The 20,323-nt window shown below is 48.2% G+C and carries 19 protein-coding genes; 6 read left to right on the top strand and 13 right to left on the bottom strand.

What is annotated here, in order from left to right; translation table 11 throughout:
• Positions 1 to 42: 42 nt before the first annotated feature.
• From rsgA to CHK_RS06595, 9 genes are all read right to left on the bottom strand, one after another.
• Entirely contained in the window at positions 43 to 1,434 is a 1,392-nt protein-coding gene (gene rsgA / locus CHK_RS06560) for a ribosome small subunit-dependent GTPase A (protein ID WP_235843822.1), read from the bottom strand.
• 385 nt (positions 1,435 to 1,819) lie between these two features.
• Complete coding sequence (locus CHK_RS06565; protein ID WP_046443454.1) at positions 1,820 to 3,211, bottom strand: MATE family efflux transporter; 1,392 nt, start codon at positions 3,209 to 3,211, stop codon at positions 1,820 to 1,822.
• 395 nt (positions 3,212 to 3,606) lie between these two features.
• Positions 3,607 to 5,046, bottom strand: coding sequence for an MATE family efflux transporter (locus CHK_RS06570; protein WP_235811545.1), 1,440 nt, complete (start codon positions 5,044 to 5,046; stop codon positions 3,607 to 3,609).
• On the bottom strand, positions 5,012 to 5,479 hold the full coding sequence (locus tag CHK_RS06575; RefSeq protein ID WP_160295603.1) for a MarR family winged helix-turn-helix transcriptional regulator: 468 nt from the start codon (positions 5,477 to 5,479) through the stop codon (positions 5,012 to 5,014). The genes CHK_RS06570 and CHK_RS06575 overlap by 35 nt, the downstream gene beginning before the upstream one ends.
• Positions 5,480 to 5,735: 256 nt before the next feature.
• Positions 5,736 to 6,167: a flavodoxin gene (locus tag CHK_RS06580; RefSeq protein WP_046443238.1), complete on the bottom strand. Its 432-nt coding sequence runs from the start codon at positions 6,165 to 6,167 to the stop codon at positions 5,736 to 5,738.
• A 27-nt stretch (positions 6,168 to 6,194) separates the two neighbouring features.
• Positions 6,195 to 6,752, bottom strand: coding sequence for a DUF3793 family protein (locus CHK_RS06585; protein WP_052740428.1), 558 nt, complete (start codon positions 6,750 to 6,752; stop codon positions 6,195 to 6,197).
• Positions 6,753 to 6,964: 212 nt separating this feature from the next.
• Positions 6,965 to 7,093 carry a hypothetical protein gene (locus CHK_RS17005; RefSeq protein WP_268872436.1) on the bottom strand — a complete coding sequence of 43 codons (129 nt, stop codon included), beginning with the start codon at positions 7,091 to 7,093 and terminating at the stop codon, positions 6,965 to 6,967.
• A 70-nt stretch (positions 7,094 to 7,163) separates the two neighbouring features.
• Positions 7,164 to 8,753, bottom strand: a complete 1,590-nt coding sequence (locus CHK_RS06590) for a PatB family C-S lyase (protein ID WP_160295604.1) — start codon at positions 8,751 to 8,753, stop codon at positions 7,164 to 7,166.
• A complete protein-coding gene (locus CHK_RS06595; protein ID WP_046443240.1) occupies positions 8,746 to 10,485 on the bottom strand; it encodes an ABC transporter ATP-binding protein in 1,740 nt (579 codons plus the stop codon). Before CHK_RS06595 ends, CHK_RS06590 begins: the two co-directional genes overlap by 8 nt.
• A gap of 342 nt (positions 10,486 to 10,827) precedes the next feature.
• On the opposite strand from CHK_RS06595, the gene CHK_RS06600 reads away from it, so the two are divergent.
• Positions 10,828 to 11,370: a hypothetical protein gene (locus tag CHK_RS06600; RefSeq protein ID WP_046443241.1), complete on the top strand. Its 543-nt coding sequence runs from the start codon at positions 10,828 to 10,830 to the stop codon at positions 11,368 to 11,370.
• Between the two features lie 180 nt (positions 11,371 to 11,550).
• On the opposite strand, the gene CHK_RS06605 is transcribed toward CHK_RS06600, so the two are convergent.
• The 3 genes from CHK_RS06605 to CHK_RS15655 form a co-directional block, all read right to left on the bottom strand.
• Complete coding sequence (locus tag CHK_RS06605) at positions 11,551 to 13,206, bottom strand: AMP-binding protein (RefSeq protein WP_046443242.1); 1,656 nt, start codon at positions 13,204 to 13,206, stop codon at positions 11,551 to 11,553.
• Between the two features lie 15 nt (positions 13,207 to 13,221).
• On the bottom strand, positions 13,222 to 13,767 hold the full coding sequence (locus tag CHK_RS06610; protein ID WP_046443243.1) for a helix-turn-helix domain-containing protein: 546 nt from the start codon (positions 13,765 to 13,767) through the stop codon (positions 13,222 to 13,224).
• 243 nt (positions 13,768 to 14,010) lie between these two features.
• Positions 14,011 to 16,428, bottom strand: a complete 2,418-nt coding sequence (locus CHK_RS15655; RefSeq protein WP_052740429.1) for a leucine-rich repeat domain-containing protein — start codon at positions 16,426 to 16,428, stop codon at positions 14,011 to 14,013.
• A gap of 357 nt (positions 16,429 to 16,785) precedes the next feature.
• Here CHK_RS15655 and CHK_RS16595 point away from each other — a divergent pair, with 357 nt between their 5' ends.
• The 4 genes from CHK_RS16595 to CHK_RS06635 all read left to right on the top strand — a co-directional run bounded on the left by CHK_RS16595 (position 16,786) and on the right by CHK_RS06635 (position 18,542).
• Complete coding sequence (locus tag CHK_RS16595) at positions 16,786 to 16,950, top strand: hypothetical protein (RefSeq protein WP_160295605.1); 165 nt, start codon at positions 16,786 to 16,788, stop codon at positions 16,948 to 16,950.
• 87 nt (positions 16,951 to 17,037) lie between these two features.
• Positions 17,038 to 17,247, top strand: a complete 210-nt coding sequence (locus CHK_RS06620; protein ID WP_046443244.1) for a hypothetical protein — start codon at positions 17,038 to 17,040, stop codon at positions 17,245 to 17,247.
• Positions 17,248 to 17,436: 189 nt separating this feature from the next.
• Complete coding sequence (locus CHK_RS06625) at positions 17,437 to 17,661, top strand: hypothetical protein (protein ID WP_046443245.1); 225 nt, start codon at positions 17,437 to 17,439, stop codon at positions 17,659 to 17,661.
• A gap of 371 nt (positions 17,662 to 18,032) precedes the next feature.
• The gene (locus CHK_RS06635; protein ID WP_046443247.1) at positions 18,033 to 18,542 is read left to right on the top strand and encodes a helix-turn-helix domain-containing protein; all 510 of its coding nucleotides are present in this window, start codon (positions 18,033 to 18,035) and stop codon (positions 18,540 to 18,542) included.
• A 77-nt stretch (positions 18,543 to 18,619) separates the two neighbouring features.
• Here CHK_RS06635 and CHK_RS06640 read toward each other — a convergent pair whose 3' ends face one another.
• Positions 18,620 to 19,249: a DedA family protein gene (locus tag CHK_RS06640; protein ID WP_046443248.1), complete on the bottom strand. Its 630-nt coding sequence runs from the start codon at positions 19,247 to 19,249 to the stop codon at positions 18,620 to 18,622.
• Positions 19,250 to 19,462: 213 nt separating this feature from the next.
• Here CHK_RS06640 and CHK_RS06645 point away from each other — a divergent pair, with 213 nt between their 5' ends.
• Positions 19,463 to 20,323, top strand: coding sequence for a putative RNA methyltransferase (locus tag CHK_RS06645; protein ID WP_046443249.1), 861 nt, complete (start codon positions 19,463 to 19,465; stop codon positions 20,321 to 20,323).

The following is a 20,323-nucleotide window of genomic DNA, read 5'->3' on the forward strand; positions in this document are numbered from 1 at the left end:
TTTCCATTGGCTTTTTTGCCGGACATCTGGACTTTTAGCCGCCTAAGTGTGCTTTCCCATCCTGTCAAGCGGAAAGGGCGGCAGCGCCAGCGGTTTTACCGCGATTGACATCAGTAAGGTGGGATTATCGTCCGCGGCTATCCTGTTTGAGCTGAGTGCGCCGCACGTCCTGCAGCGGTGAATCAGCGCCCATTCGCCATTTTTACGTACCCAGACACCGATTGCCTCCATCACCCCATGGCACAGCGAAGCCCTGTCTCCCGGTTCGTTATCCACATGGATACTGGATAAACAGTTTGGGCAATGGTTGCGGTGTCCGCTGCCCGCGCCTTCAGCAGTGACATGCGTCCCGCACACCTTGCAGGTAAATGTTTCCATACAGGGCGTGTGGCAGTAATCCGTTTTTTGGGCCTGCCTTACAATTTGGGCGATTTCTTTATACCGCTGTTTTTTCTGTTTCAGATACGTTTCTTTATCGTCAGAATACCTGGCTTCAGCTTTCAGCGCAACATAACTCTCCCATCGTTTCAGGGACAGCTCTCCCTTTGCAATCGCCGCTTTGACCGCACAGCCCGGCTCGCTCTGGTGGCTGCAATCGGCAAATTTGCACCTGCCGAGGTACTGCTCCACATCTGCAAACGCCTCGTCAAGCCCTGCCCTCACATCCCACATGCCAAGCTCGCGCATACCGGGCGTATCGATCACCATCACGCCGCTTTCCAGCATAAAAAGCTGACGGGCAGTGGTGGTGTGACGGCCCTTGCCGTCGCTCTTCCTGATATCATTTACCGCCATAACCGTCTTACCTGAAAGCCTGTTTAGCAGGCTTGACTTTCCCACCCCCGACGAGCCGAGAAGCACAATCGTTTTGCGCGGCTTCAGGTAGTCCGCCAACACATCGAAGCCAAAGCCCGTTTTCGTACTGACTGCAAACGCATCCACTCCTGCGGCTACCCTCTGAACGGCGCGCAGGTAGCTGCTGTGGTCTTCCGCCAAATCTGCCTTGGTCAACAGGATGACAGGGATTGCGTTTGATTGCCGGGATAGCGTCAAATACCGCTCCAAACGTTTTGGATTGAAATCATGGTTTAAGGACTGCATGATAAAAACATAGTCAAAGTTAGCGGCGACCGCCTGTTCGCCACGCCCGGGCGTAGGATCCCTGCGGGAAAAATATGTCCTGCGGGGTAACGTGCCGATAATCCGGCTGTCTCCGTCCGGTACATAGTCGATCTGCACAAAATCCCCCACTGTGGGGAAGCTCTCCCCGCCTTTTCCATAATAAACGCTTGCTTTCAGCCTTCCATAGAGCTCTCCGTGCCCGCATATGAGGGCATACCGCTCCTTATGGACGGCAGTTACTCTTGCCGGAATCCCCTTGATCGGTTCCTGCAGCATATTTGGCGTCAGACCGTAGTCTGTTAAATTCATCATCCGGAATCTCCTTGTTGATTCAGCGAAAATTGAAAACGGGCATAAAAATACCGCAGGAAGCAGCCTTTTTTTGTGGCTCAAACTGCGGTTTTTCCATAAAAATAACACACCCCGCGGTGTGCTACAACAGACAGTTATAGTATTCACAAAAGGTTACCTTGTACGGCATGGCAAACCGGGGATAATTGCTCCCGCGCTTACGCAGCCCATATTCAATTTTAGAAAACAGCCTCCACATAGATGACCGACATCAACATGCAACTCCTTTTGTTCCGCTTTCCGCAGAATAATTTTTTATATCATAACATATGAATTTATAAAAAGCAATTAAAAAATAAAGAGGCTGCCGCGAAACCATAAATTGCGGCAGCCTCTTTTTGCATCTTTACCCGTTATCCCGCGCTCTGTTCCCGCCTCCCTGTCCTGCATGGATCAGACTGCGCTTCTCCCACCTCCTGCTTTTAAAATAGAGGAAGCCTGCTATGGCGGGCAGCACCGGCGCTGCCATTTCCACAACGTAAATTCCAAGGAATCCACAGCCAAAGGTCACTCCCACCAAATAGCTCAACACAATACGCGTCACAACGCAGTCGATCATTGAGTTTACCAGCGCGAAGCCGGCTGCGCCGATTCCTGTGGCAAAAGAATTACAGGTATACATCACCGCATATGCAGCGCAGTTGAGCGAGCAGCAAATCCTCAGGTACAGCACGCCCTCCCGCACGACTTCTGCGTCTGTGTTAAACAGCATAATTACCTGCTGTGCAAACAGCTGGAACATGGCAATCATCACAAGCGAAACAAGCACGCTGATCAATAGTCCCGCACGCACGACCTTCTTCACGCGCGGAATATCTCCCGCGCCCATGTTCTGTCCCGCCATCGTAGTCACAGCCTGTCCAACCGCCCAGCAGGGCATTGCCGCAAAGGTGTTCACCTTAAGCCCAATGCCCGAGGCGGCGGCAACCGCAACGCCAAAGCCGTTCAGCATCCCCGTTACGATCAGGTACGACAGGTTCACAACCGCCATCTGCGCGGCGGACGGCAATCCAACACGCAGGATCAGCTTTGCCTTATCCCTCTTAATCGCAAGGCTCTTCCACCTGAAATCGAAAACCGTGGTCTTTTTCCATAAGTAAAGGATCGCGATGACAAACGACACCGCCTGTGATATAACTGTGGCAACCGCCGCGCCCTTTGTACCCATGCCATAACGTCCGATCAGCACAATATCCAGCACTACGTTGACGCATGTTGCAATCATCACAAAATAGAGCGGATTTTTGGAATCCCCAAGTCCGCGCAGCACCGCGCACACAGCGTTATAGCCGAATACAAAAATGATGCCGCCGCAGATCATGTGCATATAGTCGCATGCGTATTGCATTGCTTCGCCCGGCACGCGCATCAGTTCAAAAACCGGCCTGTAAAGGAGGTATCCACATATTGTAAGCGCTATGGAACAAATCATCGTCAGCGAAAAAAGCATTCCGACAGCCTTTTTCAGCGCCGGTGCGTCCCCCGCGCCCTTATACTGCGCGACAAGCACCGTTCCCCCCATCGCAACTCCCGTGCACAATGCCGTCAGGATAAAGCTGATCATAGAGGCGTTGCTGATTGCCGCAAGCCCGGCGCTTCCCACGAACTGCCCTACCGCAATCATATCCACAATGCCATAGAACTGTTGCAGCAGGTTTGCAAAAAATACCGGCGCGCCAAAGGCCACGAGGCCTTTTGTCACGTTTCCTGTCAATAAATTATTAGTTTGTGTTTTCATTGTTGTTTTCCTTTTTTTGTCCATCAAAAAACCGCGGACAAAACATTGTCCGCGGCCTGGTTTTTTGACGCACAACGGAAAAACAGGAACATGAAAACACGCGGTTACCCCGCCGGAATTCTATCCCATATTAACCGATGACTCAGGCAAAAAACACCCTATTATAGCAATTTGTCAAAAGATTGGTTACAATCTTTTGGTATAAATTGCATATACAAGCGGTCTATCAAACGTCTTTCATAATCTGGTTATGTTAAACCGCTGCAGGCTCCGTACAATGTCTCATCCAATCCATTTGTGCGGAGCTTGTCCTGATGCAAAGCTTATCAAACATTTCTGCTGTCCCTCTCGTTTCTGTAAGTTCCATTATAAGAACCCAAAGCATGATTGTCAAATTAAGCCTGTGCCCGGGCGAGCGTCATTTTTCCTTCCTTTTCATCTTTTTTGATCCATCCGTTCAGCTTCTTCATTTCAAATACCACAAAGACCGCCACAATGAGCGCCGATCCGATATCTGCTATCGGCCCTGCATACAAAGCGCCGTCCAGTCCAAAAAACATTGGCAAAATCAGCATCATCGGTATCAACAGCAAAAGCTGGCGAAGCATGGAAAGCACCGTCGCCTTGAGCGGCTGGCCTGTCGCCTGGAAATAGCTCGTTGCCACAATCTGGAAACCCGCGCAAAAAATCCCCCCAAGGAATATCCGCAGGCACTTTACCGCAAACGCTGAGAAATTCGCGTCCGAATCGCCAAACAGGCTGATAATCTGCCCGGGGAATAGCTGGCACAGGAGCCACGCAACCGCCACCACCGCAGTCGATATCCACGCAGCCATCACAAAGGTTTTTTTGATGCGTTTGGGTTGCTTTGCCCCCTGGTTGAACCCAAGGATAGGCTGCGCGCCGATGCCGATACCAATACAGGCTGAAGCCAGTATCATCGCGATTTTAAGCACGATTCCCATCGCCGAAAGAGCCGTATCGCCTCCCACCGCCGTTTGGTTTCCATAGTAAACAAGGACGTTGTTCATAACGATTTGCATCACGCATCCAACCAGCTGCGTTACAAACGAAGAAATTCCAAGCAGGCACGTCATCTTGCACACGCGCCCGGATAGCCTCATGTACTTTTTGTGAAAGCCCATTGTCTTTCCGCCCCTTGCAAAATAGACGGACAGGATAATCGTCGATATCAGCTGCGATGTAACCGTCGCGATTGCAGCGCCTGTAACGCCCCAATGGAATACAAATATATAGATCGGATCCAGAATCGAATTCAAAACCGCGCCGATCAGGATACTGTACATCGAAAGATTTGGGCTGCCGTCCGTACGCGCCATATTGGAAAGCGCGATACTGATAATGCTAAACGGTGAACCGATCAGTATTACCGTGGCGTAATCCTTTGCGTAAGGCATCGTCGCATCGCTTGCGCCAAACATTGTAAGCAGCGGCGTTAAAAAGACAAGTCCCAGCGTTACCACAAGCGCACTCGCGATAAAACATAATATCAGGACATTATTGAGAGTCCTTTGCGCCTCCTCTTCCTTCTTTTCCCCAAGCTTGAGTGCCGCAAACGCGCTGCCGCCCGTACCAATCAGCGTAGCGACCGCCACCATGATGGTCATGATCGGAAAGGATATGGTAGTTGCCGCATTGCCAAGATATCCGACTCCCTGCCCGATAAAAATCTGGTCCACAATATTGTAGATCGAATTTACAAGGCAGGAAATGATTGCCGGAAGCGCAAAACTGCGCAACAGTTTCCCTATAGGCTTATATCCAAGCGGATTTTCCTTTTCAGGCGCCTGTGTTGTCATGGTTGCTTCTGTCATTGTTGTCCTCCTTTATAGAATTAGAAATATATTCATAAGCATTTTTTGCCATATGATCCATAATGTGTTCCGTCATTTGCGCTTGCTCGGCAGGCATTCCGCTTTTCAGGATATGATTCCATTTTTCCACGGCGGCGTAAACCTTTTCCATGACATCCTCCGCTTTTTGCGTGGTGTAAAAACGGTTGACGCGGTGGTCAATGTCGTCCGTTTCCCGTGTAATATATCCCCGCTCTTCCAGCCTCTGCAGCGCGCGCGTTGCCGTCGCCTTGTCAAAATGTCCCTTTTTTGCAAGCTCCTGCGCGCTGACTCCCTGCTCCTCGTAAATACGGGCAAGAAAGAAATATTGCCCTCCGCCAATCTGGAACGTACCCAGCTCCTGGTCGTAAAACTGCAGGCTGAAACGGTTGATCATCGAAGCATATTTACTCAAAGAAAAGCGTTTTTCCAATGTGTCCCCCTTCGTCGTCCCGGAGCGATATTTTCCTGAATAGCTTTCCGGACGCAGACATAAAAAACAGTTGCGCACGCAACCTTTATAGTAATTATACTCATAATTGATTGCGCACGCAACTATTTTTTGCGAAAAACAACCCCCGGAGATATTCCTCCGGGGGTTGTTTCAGAAAAAATCGGTGTATTGATTTCCAGTTTTATCGTATATTGGGGAGATACTTTAATGAGCTACTTTAAAAGGAAACCATATCCCGTCCAAACTCTTTGCAGAGCTTTAATGCCTCTTCATCAGGCTCATTGTGTACAATCAGTCCTTCTGTCTGGAACAGCTTTGCTCCCGCCGCATTCACACGGCGTTCCCATTCGCGCATCCACTCTCCGTCGCCCCAGTCATAAGAGCCGAACAGTGCAATTTTTTTGCCGCCGAGCTTTGGTTCCATATCGGAAAAGAACGGTTCCATATCCCCTTCCTCCAGCACCTCGTCTCCCATCGCCGGGCATCCGAGCGCCACAACATCGTAGCCAAGCGCGTCGTCAACGCTGATCTCCGACACCGTAAACAGCTTGGCATCCGCTCCCGCTCCCTGTGCTCCCTCGAGTACAGCCTGCGCCATTGCTTCCGTATTGCCCGTTCCGCTCCAATAGATAATTGCTGCTTTATTCATTTTCTATCCTCCCGTGTTTTTATATGGTCAGGCAGCGGCAAACAACTGTCCCAGCGTATATCCGCTCATCAGTCGCCTGCACACCGCATCCCTGCATTTTGTATAGCGCTCAAACAATGTCCGTGCGCGGTATTCGTCGGAATATACCTTCCAATATCCGTTCAGCTTGTAATTTCTCCCGCCGTACTCCATAAATCCTTCCACGTCCTCCGGCGGATAACCGAGGAAAAGGCCGATTTCGTGGGGAAATCCCTGCGCTTCACAGATTCTTTTTTTCAGATGCGCAATCCGCGCGTCAATTCCACCCTGCGGATAACCCGTCTCGTCCATCAGTCTGTTTACGTCATTTCTTTGCAGGTGTTCCTCCAGGCTCTTTTTCCTGTAGACAAGCAACAATATCCTGCAATCCCGCCCGGACAGTTTTTCAAAAAATATCCCTTTTTGATTCATCTGTGCGTTCCACTGCGAAATGCGCTTTTCGATATCCGGATGTTTTTTCCGGCAGCAGGAAACAAGCCCAGCCGCTTTAATTCCGGCCAACGCAGGCGCGCAATGCCGCGCAATCATTTGTTCCAATGTATCCACAATCGTCACCCTCCGATTAAATTAGCATACGCTAACTCGCTTGGTTTAAGAAAGGCGCCGCGCGCCTTAGTTAGTCATCGCTAACCATGAATAATATATCATATCCTTCTATGCTTGTCAAATCATTCATTTCGTTTTGACCGTTCTGCTTTATTACCAATTCAGGCCTTTGGATATAATAAAAAAACTTCGCGTATTTATGCGCGAAGTTTTTATTTCTGATAACCGTATTTGTAAACTTTGTTATCCTTTACCATCACAGCCCGTTCGACGTTTTTGCTGCTTACCAGCTTGTTAAAATCTCTGTCTGTGATGTTTTTTGAAAGCTTTTTCTCTTTCATTTTCATCACTCTCCTTTTTCGTATGTATTAATATAAACCACATTTGGAGAGTTTAAACACCATGCCCCGTTTATTTGTTTTGCAGCGCGGTTTCCAGCCTTTGCATAGCCTGTTCCAGCACTGCCTTAGGGCAGGCGATGTTAACGCGTTCAAAGCCCTTTCCATCCTCGCCAAAAATATAGCCTTCGTCAAAGAAAAGCTGCGCTTCCTGCGTCATAATCCGTTCCAGCTCGCGATGGTCAATTCCATATTCCCTCAGGTCGAGCCACATCAGATAGGTCCCCTCAAGCCGGCTTACCTTGATTTTTGGAAGGCGCTGCGCGATAAAGTCCTCAACAAAGCGCCTGTTTTCGTCGAGCACAGACAGCAATTCCTCAAGCCAGCCTTCGCAGCTTCGATATGCGATTTCGCACGCCTGATAACCAAGCGCGTTAAGCTCGATCATGCCGCACCCATACTTTGCGCGCGCAAATTTTCTGCGCAATTCCTTATTTTTAATTACAATGTTGGAAACCTGCATCCCCGCAAGGTTAAACGTTTTGCTGGGAGCCGTGCATATCACGGCGTTATCGGCAAAACCCTCCCTTACGTTTGGAAAAACGGTATGTGTAAAGCCCGGCATGATAAGGTCGTTATGTATTTCGTCCACAACTGCGAGCACACCGTTTTGTTCACAGATTTCGCCCACACGCAAAAGCTCTTCCTTTGTCCACACACGTCCAACAGGATTATGCGGGCTGCACAGAATCAGCATCTTTGTGTTTTCATCCCGCGCCTTTCGCTCAAGGTCGTCAAAATCAATCTCATAATATCCGTCATTATTGATGAGCGCATTTTTTTGCAGCTTGCGACCGCTTTGCTCCACCACCATATAAAATGGATAATATACCGGCGTCATAATGATTACGCCGTCGCCCGGCTGCGTAAACGTCTGCACGCTGAGGCCCAGCGCAAATACGATACCCGGCGTTGTCACAATCCATTCCTTTTCGATCTTCCAGCCGTGCCTGCGCGCCATCCACATGGAAACCGCTTCATAATAAGAATCCGTAGCCTGCGTATAGCCCACGTTCATACTGTCAAGGTATGCTTTTAATCCTTGCACGATTTCCGGCGCGGTTTTAAACTCCATATCCGCGACCGAGAGCGGCACGATACCCTTCCCTACGGCGGGGTTGGCTTTTTTCATCTCGTTCCACTTCACGCTTCCGCTTTCCAGCTTATCGATATGCGTTTCAAAATCATTTTTCATGGCCTGTTCTCCAAAATCCCCCTGCGCCAGCCCACGTACAAACGCTGTATCCGCAGGTAAAAAATCATATTCCGGCAACGAGCTTCCCGCCGCCCATTTTGCATCCGCATGGACGTTTAGCGTCATTGTCCCCCCGGTGATGCGCGCCCGGTAAAACGCAAGCTTCACCGAAAACGTATCATATTCATGCTCGACGCGCGCCAAAAGCATACCGGGTTCCACAGCAACGCCAAGCTCTTCCATAAGCTCTCGCGCCAGGCATTCGCGTTCTGTCTCGCCCTGCTCGAGCTTTCCGCCCGGAAATTCCCACCGGCCCGCGCTGCCGTCCCTGTTCTTTCTGCGGCAGATGAGTATTCTTCCCTGTTCTTCAATTACCGCGGCAACCACACGCAGGCTTTTTTTAATCATTGAGTCCCTCAAACTGCATATTGTAATATCTGGCATAGGTGCCGCCTTTCCTGATCAGCTCCTCATGCGTCCCGCGCTCCTGTATTCCATCCGTTCCCATTACAATAATCTCATCCGCATTGCGGATGGTTGAAAGCCTGTGCGCAATTACAATCGTCGTGCGGTCTTTGGACAGCTTCTCAAGGGATGCCTGGATATGCCGCTCGCTCTCGTTATCGAGCGCGCTCGTCGCCTCGTCGAGAATCAGTATCTTTGGGTTTTTGAGGAAAACACGCGCAATCGCAATGCGTTGTTTTTGCCCGCCGGACAGCCGCACGCCGCGTTCACCCACATTCGTTTCATAGCCTTCCTCAAGGCTCATAATAAACTCGTGGATGTTCGCACTCTTTGCCGCTTCCACAACCTGCGCGTCCGTCGCCTTGGGTTTGCCATACGCAATGTTGTCGCGTATCGTGCCGCCAAACATATATACATCCTGTTGCACAATACCAATCGTACTGCGCAGGGATTTCAGCGTTACGTCACGCACATCCTGCCCGTCGATCATAACCGAACCGTGCGTCACGTCGTAAAAACGGGGCAGCAGGGAACAAAACGTCGTTTTTCCGCCGCCGGACGGGCCCACAAGCGCCACTGTTTTCCCCGCCTCGATCGACACATTGATATCCTTGAAAACGTGCGTACTGTTGTCATACGAAAAGGACACGTCCCTGTACCTGATATTCCCCTTCACATTTTCAAGCGGCTTCGCATCCTTTTTATCCTTGATTTCAGGATCTGTCCTGATGACCTCCATAAACCGTTTGAATCCGGCGTATCCTTTTTGGAACTGCTCTGTAAAATTGATCAGCACTTCAATCGGCGCGACAAAAATACCAATATACAGGGCGTAAATAGCAAGGTCGGTCACCCGCAGCGTGCCGTTCGCAATGAAAAAACCGCCCGATACAAGCACCGCCGTATACAGCAGGCCGGTAAAAAAGTTGTTACCCGCCTGAAACGTCCCCATGATTTTATAGCTGCTTTTCTTGGAATCCAGAAATTCCAGATTGCTGCGTTCAAATTTCTTACGCTCAATGTCTTCATTGGCAAACGACTTTACGACGCGTATACCCGAAAGACTGTCCTGCACCTGCTTATTGACGTTTGAAATCTTTTTGCGGTTATCCATAAAGATCGCGCGCATCTTTTTATTTTTGCTCAGGCTGAACAGGATCATTACCACTGTCACCGCAAGCAAAATCAAGGTCATTGGCACGTTGATCATCATCAGCAGGACAAACGAACCGATAATTTTGAGCGCGGAGATAAACACGTTTTCCGGGCCGTGGTGCGCAAGCTCCGAGATATCGAACAAATCCGAAACGATACGCGACATCATATCGCCCGTGTTATTTTTATCATAATAGGAAAACGACAGCCTCTGCATCTGGTCAAACAGGTCCTGACGCATATCACTCTCCATGCGCGCGCCCATCACATGGCCCCATGTCGTGATAAAATACTGGCAGCCATACCGGATCACATACATTGCAATCAGAGCCACCGCAACAATCCACAGGCTGCGGATGATCACGTCTGCATTTTGCGTATACAGGCCGTCCGTCAAAAAATTCAGGATCTGCGGAAACGCAAGGTCCACGACGGAAACCACGAGCGCGCAAAACATATCAAAATAAAAAAGACCGCGGTACGGTTTATAATAACCGACAAAACTTTTAAAAATAGACATTCTCTCTTCCCTCAGTCACTTATTATACTATCCAATTATTGATACCGCAAATAAAACGTATGGAAACCCTTTTGCGCGCATTCTAAATATGCAGGCCATGACACGCCGTAAAATCGGACAGTATGGCGCGCTTTCCTCTTCGTTTTTGTTTCCGTTATTTTTGAATATTCCGTTTAGGCCATTTTCTTTGCGTGTATATTATAGCGGAGCCAATAAAGAAGTACAGCAATTAATATAGTTAAAATTCTTTATTGGCGGAGCATACAGCCTGTATTATTATGTCGTTTTTTTCATGAAATGGCTGTAAAACCACAAAGCAGTGAAGCAAAAGGCGGTGTAAGAATGATTACGTGCACAACAATCAAGCGCGAAGAAATCGGAATGCTTTCAGAATGGCTGATGAGCAAGAATGCGCAGGAATTTTTGGCGTATGACGCGCAGATGTCTCTCGCGGGCCAGTTCAAGTGGTTTGAGCATATGAAAAACGAGGAATTTCCTACGCACTGGATCATTCGCAGGGACGACGTGCCGATTGGCCTTCTTGCCGTAATCGACATCAACCTTGAAAACAAGCGCTGCGCTTGGAGCTACTATATGCACGATCCCGCCGACGATACGGACGAAATGTCCTCGCTGCTTGAGCGCAGCATCTATCATCACGTGTTCCATGAGCTTGGCTTTAACAAGGTCACGTTTGCGGCGTTCACAGATAACAGCTGCGCCATCAACCGCCGTTCACGCAGCGGCTGCGCACAGGAAGGCGTGCTCATCGACCATGTTTTATGCGGAGGAAACTTTTACGACGTATCCCTGCAATGTATGACGGCAGCAATGTGGCGCAAAGCATGTCCGGATCAGCAATGTGAAATTATCAAACTCAGATAAATTCCTCTTTTCCCCTTTGCAGCGGTTTCACACAACGCAGGTTATGCCAAACGTTTGATAAACCGCTTGCATATGCAATTTATACCAAAAGCTTGTTACCAACCTTTTGACAAATTGCTGTAAAAAGGCGTTTCCCCCGCACAGGAAACGCCTTTTTTACGTTTGTCGTTTATGTATCCGTTATTGCTTCGCATCTTCCGTGCGAATCTGTATCCGCCGGATTTTACCGCTCACTGTTTTGGGCAGCTCTTCCACAAATTCCACCACGCGCGGATACTTATATGGCGCGGTTACGTTTTTCACATGCGTCTGAAGCTCCTTTTTGAGCTCATCACATGCCTCAAAACCACGCGCAAGCACAACCGTCGCCTTTACCACCTGTCCCCGCACAGGATCCGGAACGGCGGTCACCGCGCATTCCAGCACAGATGGATGTGTCAGCAGTGCGCTTTCCACCTCAAACGGCCCAATACGGTATCCCGAGCATTTAATGACGTCGTCATTTCTTCCCACAAACCAGAAATACCCTTCCGCATCGCGCCACGCCGTATCGCCGGTGTTGTAAACGCCGTCTTTCCAGCAGCGGTCTGTCGCTTCCTTGTCCTTGTAATATTTTTTGAACAATCCTGTAGGATGCTTTTTGTCGGTGTTCTTTACTACGATAGAACCAACGATGCCGTCCTCGCAGGAGTTTCCATCCTCATCCACAATGTCCACGTCATAAAGAGGGGACGGTTTGCCGGTAGAACCCGGCTTGATTGGATCCCATCCAAAGTTTGCGATCAGCACGCTCGTCTCCGACTGTCCAAATCCCTCCGTAACAGATAAACCCGTCGCCTCCAAAAAGCGGTTATATACCTCAGGATTCAGCGGCTCACCCGCAATACCCGCATGCTTGATTGTAGAAAAATCGCATTTGCTCATGTCTTCCTTGATCAAAAACCGATAGATCGTGGGCGGCGCGCAAAAGGTTGTAAGCTTCAGCCTGTTGATTGTATCCAGCATTTTAGAAGGTGTAAATTTCTCAGTATCGTACGCCACGATGACCGCACCGCAAATCCATTGTCCATATATTTTGCCCCAGCCAAACTTTGCCCAGCCGGAATCCGATACCGTGAGGTGCAATCCACCGTCCTCCACCTTCTGCCAGTATTTCGCGGTGACAATGTGTCCCAGCGGATATGTAAAATCATGCAGGATCATCTTGGGCATTCCCGTCGTACCCGACGAAAAATAGATCAGCATGGGTTCTTCATTTTCATTGCGGTATTCGCGCGTCCATGTCTCGCCTGCCTGCTCCAGTTCTTTACGCAGGTCAAAGGCCCACTCCGGAATTTTCTCTCCCACAACGCCCACGCTTTGAAGCGTTGGGCATTCGCCAAGGGACTCCCCAATATGCCTGAGCATTTCGTCGTCGTCCACCGCGCAGATCATTTTGACCTCCGCAGCGTTGCAGCGGTAAATGATATCCTTGGGCGTAAGCTGGAACGTAGCCGGAATACAGATCGCACCAAGCTTGTGCAGGCCCACCATCATAAACCAGACCTCCGGGCGCTGCCTGAGCATCAGCATGACGGCATCGCCCTTCCTGATCCCCATATTTTTGAGCATATTCGCCGCTTTATCGCTCATGCGTTTGATATCGCCGAACGTAAACCTCTTTTCATTTGCATCGTCGTCACACCAGACGAGCGCAGGCTTATTTTCGTCCTGTCGTGCCCACTCGTCCACAATATCGTATCCAAAATTAAAATGCTCCGGAATATTCAACTTATAGTTTTGTTTAAAATCCTCGTAGCTGTCGTATTCAATCCGATCCAAAAACCTGTTTAACATCAGTCTGCCCCGCCCTTATTCGTTGATTATGGTCAAAAACTTTGCCTGTCCTCCCACCGCGCGCTGCCCGTGCGGCAGAGCCGGATTGAAGTAAATGCTGTCGCCCTTGTTCAGGATAAACTCCCTGCCTTCGATGACGACTTTAATACTGCCTTCCAGAACGTAGTTAAACTCCTGTCCGCCATGCGTCACCAGCTCGGCCTCCTCGTTGGGCGAAAGCGTAACGATCATCGGCTCCATGTCGCGATGCTTGTAATTGAAGGCAAGCGATGTAAAGGCATACCCGGGATACCGTTCCACACTCACACCGTTTCCGCCCCGCACGATGGTGTATTCATCCATTCTGGGCGCTTCTCCGGTCAGCAGCTCTGTCGGATCTACCCTGAGCTCCGCCGCTACGCCGTAAAGCACGCCAATCGGAATATCGTCCTGCGCCGATTCATAGCGTTTATACTCCTCTATATCCACGCCAATCTTCTGTGCAAGCGCCTCCTGCGGAACATCCAGTATTTCGCGCAGCTCACGTATCCGCGCAGCAATTTGTATCACCTGATTATTCATTGCTTCACCCCTCATTTTGTCGCGTTTTGACCGCGTCCCCTGTTTTGTTTTTCTATCGAAATTAATGCGGCGCCGTTACCCTCTTCAGATAACCGGCCCCGGCGCTATAAAATGCTCTTTCTATTGTATCGGTTCCTTCGTTTGCTGTCAAATAGACGGGCTCCCCACGCTTCGCCGCAGGACTGCAACGGAAAAGGGCCGTGCAGAATCTCTGCGCGGCCCTTCCTGTTCATGTGCGTTGCCTTACTTTGTTTCGCCTGCTTTGCGCTTTTTGACCAGCGCAGCGGCTAGCACGGCAGCAGAGCACATTGCCCCCAGTACCAGCAGCCCAATAGGCGTTTCATCTCCTGTTTTAGGAGATTTCTTTGTACTCACATCGTTATTTACATCGAAATCCACTTTTGCATAGCCATCTGTGAATCCTGCAACCAGCGTATGCGTTCCATTTTCAAGCCTGTCAAGCAGGGATTTGTGTAACTTAATGATCGTACTTCCCTCGCGCACCGTGTAGTCGATCCCGCGCGTCAGCAATTCATTGTCAAGCCATACGTTCTCAAATTGATCCAGCGGCGCGTCGAACCGGAATTCAAGAAATGCGGTTCCTTTATATGCGGTCTGCCCGTTTCCATCCAGAATGGGGTATTGCGTGCCGCTCATATTTGGCGCGGCCTGCCCTACCGTGACAGGAACCGTAATTTCTCCAGTAACGCCCGTTCCTTTTACCTCGCCCTTAATTTTCAGGTAGGCTCTCCCCGCTTCCATCCCTACTATCTTATTCGGCGCTACGATACGGGCTACATTTGTCCCTTGCGTTATATTGAAGCTATACTGCACCTCATAGCCGTCCATCACATCGCTTGTCGGGCTTACTGTATAAAATTCGCCTTCCTGCAAATTGATTTCCTGCGTACCGATATCCACGGATAATTTATCCCGCAGGGATATCACATAATTGATACTGAACTCTCCGCTTTTACTTTCCAGCTTTCCATTCTGCGGATTCGCAGAAAGCTGAAACGCGCCGCTTTTGTAAAAGCTGTTGCTTACCATTTCATTTCTTGCATAACCCCTGTCCCACAAAACAATGCTTCCTGTTGGCGGCGTATATGTAGCAGGCAATGTAATCGTCTTGCGGTACAAATTGATGGTTACGCTCTGGTTTCTCGCGTCAAAGTCGCTGACCTTGTCCGGCACCAGGGAAACATCCGTCAGATGGTTTCCCGACAGGTAAAGCTTATCAAGCTTTTGCATATCGGCGATTTCATCAGGCAGGACTGTCAGGTCGTTGTTCCTTGCCGACACCTCATAGCATTGCGGCAGACGCCCGATGGACGCAGGCAGGGCGCTAAGCCTGTTGCCGTCCGCCTGCAATACGCGAAGCTCGTCAAACGAACCGATCACATCCGGTAAACTCGTTAGTTTATTATCGTTTATATTGAGCGAAAACAGCTTTGTCAGTTTACCCAAACCCGCAGGGAGCGAGGTCAGATTATTTTTATCGGCATTAATCATCTCAAGCTGCGGACAGTCGCAAATTTCTTCCGGGAGCGACGTCAGGTTGTTGTCGTAAACCACAAGCTGGCTGAGTTCCTGTAAATTTCCAATTCCTGCGGGGAGCGCAGACAGTTTATTTCCATTCAGGGAAATGGAAGTTACCTTTTGCAGCCTCGTAATGGCGTCAGGAACAGATGTGAGCCGGTTATTTTCCAGATTGATGCTGGTCAGGCTATCCAAATCCCCATATTCCTCCGGCACGGATGTAATTTGGTTATTGCCAAGCATCAAAACCTGCAAATTTTTAAGCGTTCCAATTCCCGGCGAAACAGATGAAATCTGATTGTTATTCAACGCCAGAAATTCAAGGCCTGTCAAATTTCTAATTTCCACCGGCAGTTCTTGCAGGCGGTTATCGGAAAGAACCAGCCGCTTCAGGCCGGGCAGGCTGAATACTACGTCAGGGATGCTCCCAAAGTGGTTTCCCGACAGGTCCAGTTCCTGTAAAGCAGTAAGGCCGCCGATTTCCGGCGGCAGCGAAGAAAGCGCGTTGTTCTGCAAACGCAAATGTTCCAGTTTTTTCAGGCTTCCGATTTCCGATGGAATCTCGATATCCGGATTTCCATATTCCTGGAGAAGCTCCAGGTTCGCGAGGTTCTTAATTCCCGTAAGGTTTGATACTTCACTGGATAAATAGAGCTCTGTGATCCCCAAAAGTTCGTCCTGTGTTACGGTAGCGTCTATACTCCCTTTGCTGAGTTTCACTTTGATTATATTTGCAAATTCCGCATCCGGAAAAAGCTCGCTGATTTTTTGCGGCGCGCTTGCAGTCAATTCATTGTTCATGCCCTCATTTAGTTGCATCGCTGAATTCTGTTCCGCCGGCGCAGGCGATAACTCCGCCTGTTCCGATGATGCAGCCGGCTCGGAGGCCTGTGGCTGCGCGTCCCGGCCCGGCTCTGTGGATTCTTCCGGTTGCTTATCCTGCTGCACGGCAGCCTGCGTTTCCTGCGGCTGCGGAGCCTGTGTGCCCTGCGCTTCCTGTAATGTATCGTCCGCCACTTCCTGTGCGTTTCCCGCCATGGAAATTGCCGGAACCAATACGAGGCATACCGCCAATAGCACCGTCAAAAGGCAAACGCCTTTTCTGATCTTGTTTTTCATCATAACCAATCCCCTTTTCCCACTCAAAATAAACCATTGTAATATTTCGAGACCTGTTCATTTGATTGTATCGTGAAAAACAATTTATTTCAATTTATATTAATTTTTTATCACGAAAATAAATATATTTTATACGAAAGGGATTTGAATCTCTGGAACGCTGAGTAATGTTTCGTTACCTTTTTATAAACACTTACCGATAACAAACTCTGCAATCATAAATAGATTATTAAGTATTAGTTATTTTTTTAAAAAAATTGCCCCCATTTATATGCTTTGCGAAGTTAAGTATATAGATACAACAATTTACTTTTACTGTTGCCTTATATTCCAATTCTATATCAGGAGGAGGGAAATAATATGAGAACGAAAATGCCGCTTTTATTGAGTATTCTTTCCATACCAGTATCGTTGGTTATAAAAGCGATTGCTTTTTATAATGGATTATTATTTGATGGAATGTTTTTAGCGGTGGTAATCACCTTAAACGCAATAGCCATTGTTTTATCCAATGGTTCAAAATAGCAATAAAGGGGGGAGGAATTTCTATGTTTATATAATATGTGGTTGATTGTGTTTTAGTACTCGCTACCAAAAGGGAGGAAATAAATCATGAAAAAATCATTGGTTGCTATCTTAGCTATTTGCATGATGGTCGTTGGTTTAAATGTCACTGGATTTGTAGAAGAATTTCCAGATGACGAAACCACTATGTATGTAAACGAAGAAGGAATTTTAATGATTGAACCTCAATCACAGGAAGAGTACGATACAATAGTCGCTCAAATCGAAAACAATAATAAAACTGTAGATGAATTATAGGAAGCTGCAGTAGCACAAGCTCATGCAGAAAACTCTCCAATTATAGTTGACGATGATACTCCCCAGATCACGCCGCGTGTTTATGCAAATGTAGGTATTGACAAATCATATATGACACCTTGCGGAGTTTTTGCACGTATAAGATTCGGCGCCACAATAAATCGCGAAAAAGCACCCGGGGGGTATCTCATGGCAAATAAGGTATATAGTATTAATGCCAGTGCACAAGATAGCGGTACAAGCGTTGCAACAAATCATAAAAAATATACTATTCTAGACTCAGGTAGAACCATTGCCTGTAATTTCAGTATGACGCTTGGTGTCAAGCAATTTGGCGGTGGTTTTGCATATTACGATAGAGCAGCGTATGTTGAAATTGGGGCTAGTGGAAAAGGCGGATATGTAAGAATGTAATTGTAATATCTTAACATAAACACATTGAGAATGCAGGATATACCAAGGCCATACCTTTACAGGTATGGCCTTGGTGTGTCCAGAAAATAACGTCTTTTCTGATCCTGTTTTTCATCATAACCAATCCCCTTTTCCCACTCAAAATAAACCATTGTAATATTTCGAGACCTGTTCATTTGATTATATCCCGAAAAACAATTTATTTTATCTGTTTTTATATTGATAAATGCTTCGAGTTTCAGCTCTTTTTTGCAAGGTACCAAACAGCATATCACGGCCATAAAGCTTGAATGTTAATATGCGTTGCTTGTGGCAACGGGCAGTTTCTCATACAATAGTGGTAGCGATTGAAAGAAAGGCGGTTATACCTGATGTTAAACGAAAACATGAAAGCAATCAGAAAATCAAAAGGACTTTCGCAGGAAGAGCTCGCTATTAAGCTGAATGTGGTGCGGCAAACAGTCTCTAAATGGGAGCAAGGATTGTCAGTACCTGATTCTGATATGCTGATTTCTATATCAGAAGCGCTTGAAACACCAGTAAGTACTTTGCTTGGAGAATCTGTTATTGAAACAAAGGTTAATGACTTAAAAGCTATTTCCGAAAAATTGGAGATTATAAACTTACAGCTTGCACAAAGAAAGATTACACGACGAAAAACGTTTCATTGGCTGCTTATCTCATTGTGTGTTGCCATAGTAATAATTTCTGCGGTCTTAATCGTATTAAATAGCCCTTACTTAGGTTGGGACTATAATGATCCTGAAACCGCCGTTGTCGGAGTCGCTTTTCACGCATTTGAATGGCTGTTTGTCAGATTGGTACCGATTATCCTTATAGGGGCAATCATCGGAATTATCCTGACACGGAAAAAAGTATAAAACCGCTCTATGTTGTGGGTAAAGTTCAGGCTTCAAAAAAGACCGTGCAAAGCCACGGTCTTTCCTTCGCCGTTTGTTTATTCCTTTTCAGCCTCAGCCTTTTTTGACAGCCTCTTTTTATAGAACAAAATCCCCGCAACCGCCACGACTGCAATGATAATTACCAGAACAATATGCGCATAGGTATCGACTGCCGCCGCAATCTTCTCCCACGAGGCCCCCGCCAGCACGCCCAGGTTTACGAGCACCAGGTTCCAGAGGAATGTCCCCGCAGTGGTAAACGCTGCAAATTTGCCCGGATTCATCCCTGTCATTCCTGCCGGTATGGATATCAGGCTGCGTACGATTGGAATGAACCGGCAGAAAAACACGGCCTTTCCACCACGCTTTTCAAACCATCCCTGCGCCTTCTCCACGTCATCCGGCTTTAAGCGAAGGATACGTCCTGCCTTGCCGGAAAGCAGGCGTTCCAGGCGTTCCGCATTCAGGATACGTCCAATCAGATAAAGCACAACCGCACCGATGACAGATCCGATTGTCGCCGCGAGCACTACGCCCCATACGTTCATACTCGTATAGGTCGTCATAAACCCTCCAAACGTCAGAATAACTTCCGAGGGGATGGGCGGAAAAATATTTTCAACTGCGATCAGCAGCGCGATTCCAAAATATCCAAATTGGTCCATAAGCGTAATGATCCAATCCATATTCTTCACCTCCACCTCTATTACTACGCCATATTTCTAAATAATCTATAAACGCGTTCTAAAAAAACCAACAAATCCGAACGATCTTCTGCCGCTTTTGTTTTTGAAGGGCTGTTTTCATGGTATGATAGAAACAGAACGGCAAAAAGGGAGCTCTGCAACAGAGCTGTAAGGCTTCTGTGAATTTTGACGACAACGGGGGAAAGTCCTGCGATGAAAATAAGTACGGTGGTCAAACAATTTGACGGGAGCGGGCATGTTTTGCGCTGCCCTTTGTGTAAGGGCAATCTTATGCCTGTAAGCACCGGCAGCTTTGTATGCTCAAACGGGCACTGCTTTGACCTTTCATCCAAAGGATACCTGAACCTGATCCCCCATCAAAACCAAAGTAAAATAAAATATGACGGGGCGCTTTTTGAAAGCAGGAGCCTCGTTTTCAATGACGGATTTTATGCGCCCGTTGTTTCGCAGCTGCTTGACGCCCTGCAAAAACACGGACAGGAAAAGTCCCCGCTTACCATGCTCGATGCGGGTAGCGGGGAGGGTTATTATTCGCTTGCGCTCAAAAAAGCCTTGCCGGACGTGGACGTATATGCGGTTGACAACAGCCGGGACGCGGCGCTTCTCGCGGCGCGCAGATCCAGAGAGGTCAAATGGATCGTTGCAGACCTTGCGGAGCTGCCCGTTAAAGACCATTGCGTCGATCTCCTGCTTAACATCCTCACACCCGCCAATTACAATGAATTCATGCGCGTGCTCGCCCCCGGCGGCATACTTTTAAAGATCGTGCCGGGAGACAGCTATCTACAGGAAATCCGCAACTGCATAAAATCCGGATTACACCGCAAAACATATTCCAATCAAAAAGTCCTGGACTATTTTTATGCGCATACGAAGCTTCTGGAACAAAAAAAAATCAGCTACCGGCTGCCTGTAGACAGAAGACAGCTGGAAGCCTTTTTTCGCATGACTCCAATGACGTTTGGCATAGATGCAGGCCCGCTGGATTGCGGGGGCGTCACGCACATCACAATCGACCTCATTCTTCTTGCAGGAACGCATCCCTCAGAATAA

The organism is Christensenella hongkongensis (assembly GCF_000981035.1).
Classification (GTDB): domain Bacteria; phylum Bacillota; class Clostridia; order Christensenellales; family Christensenellaceae; genus Christensenella; species Christensenella hongkongensis.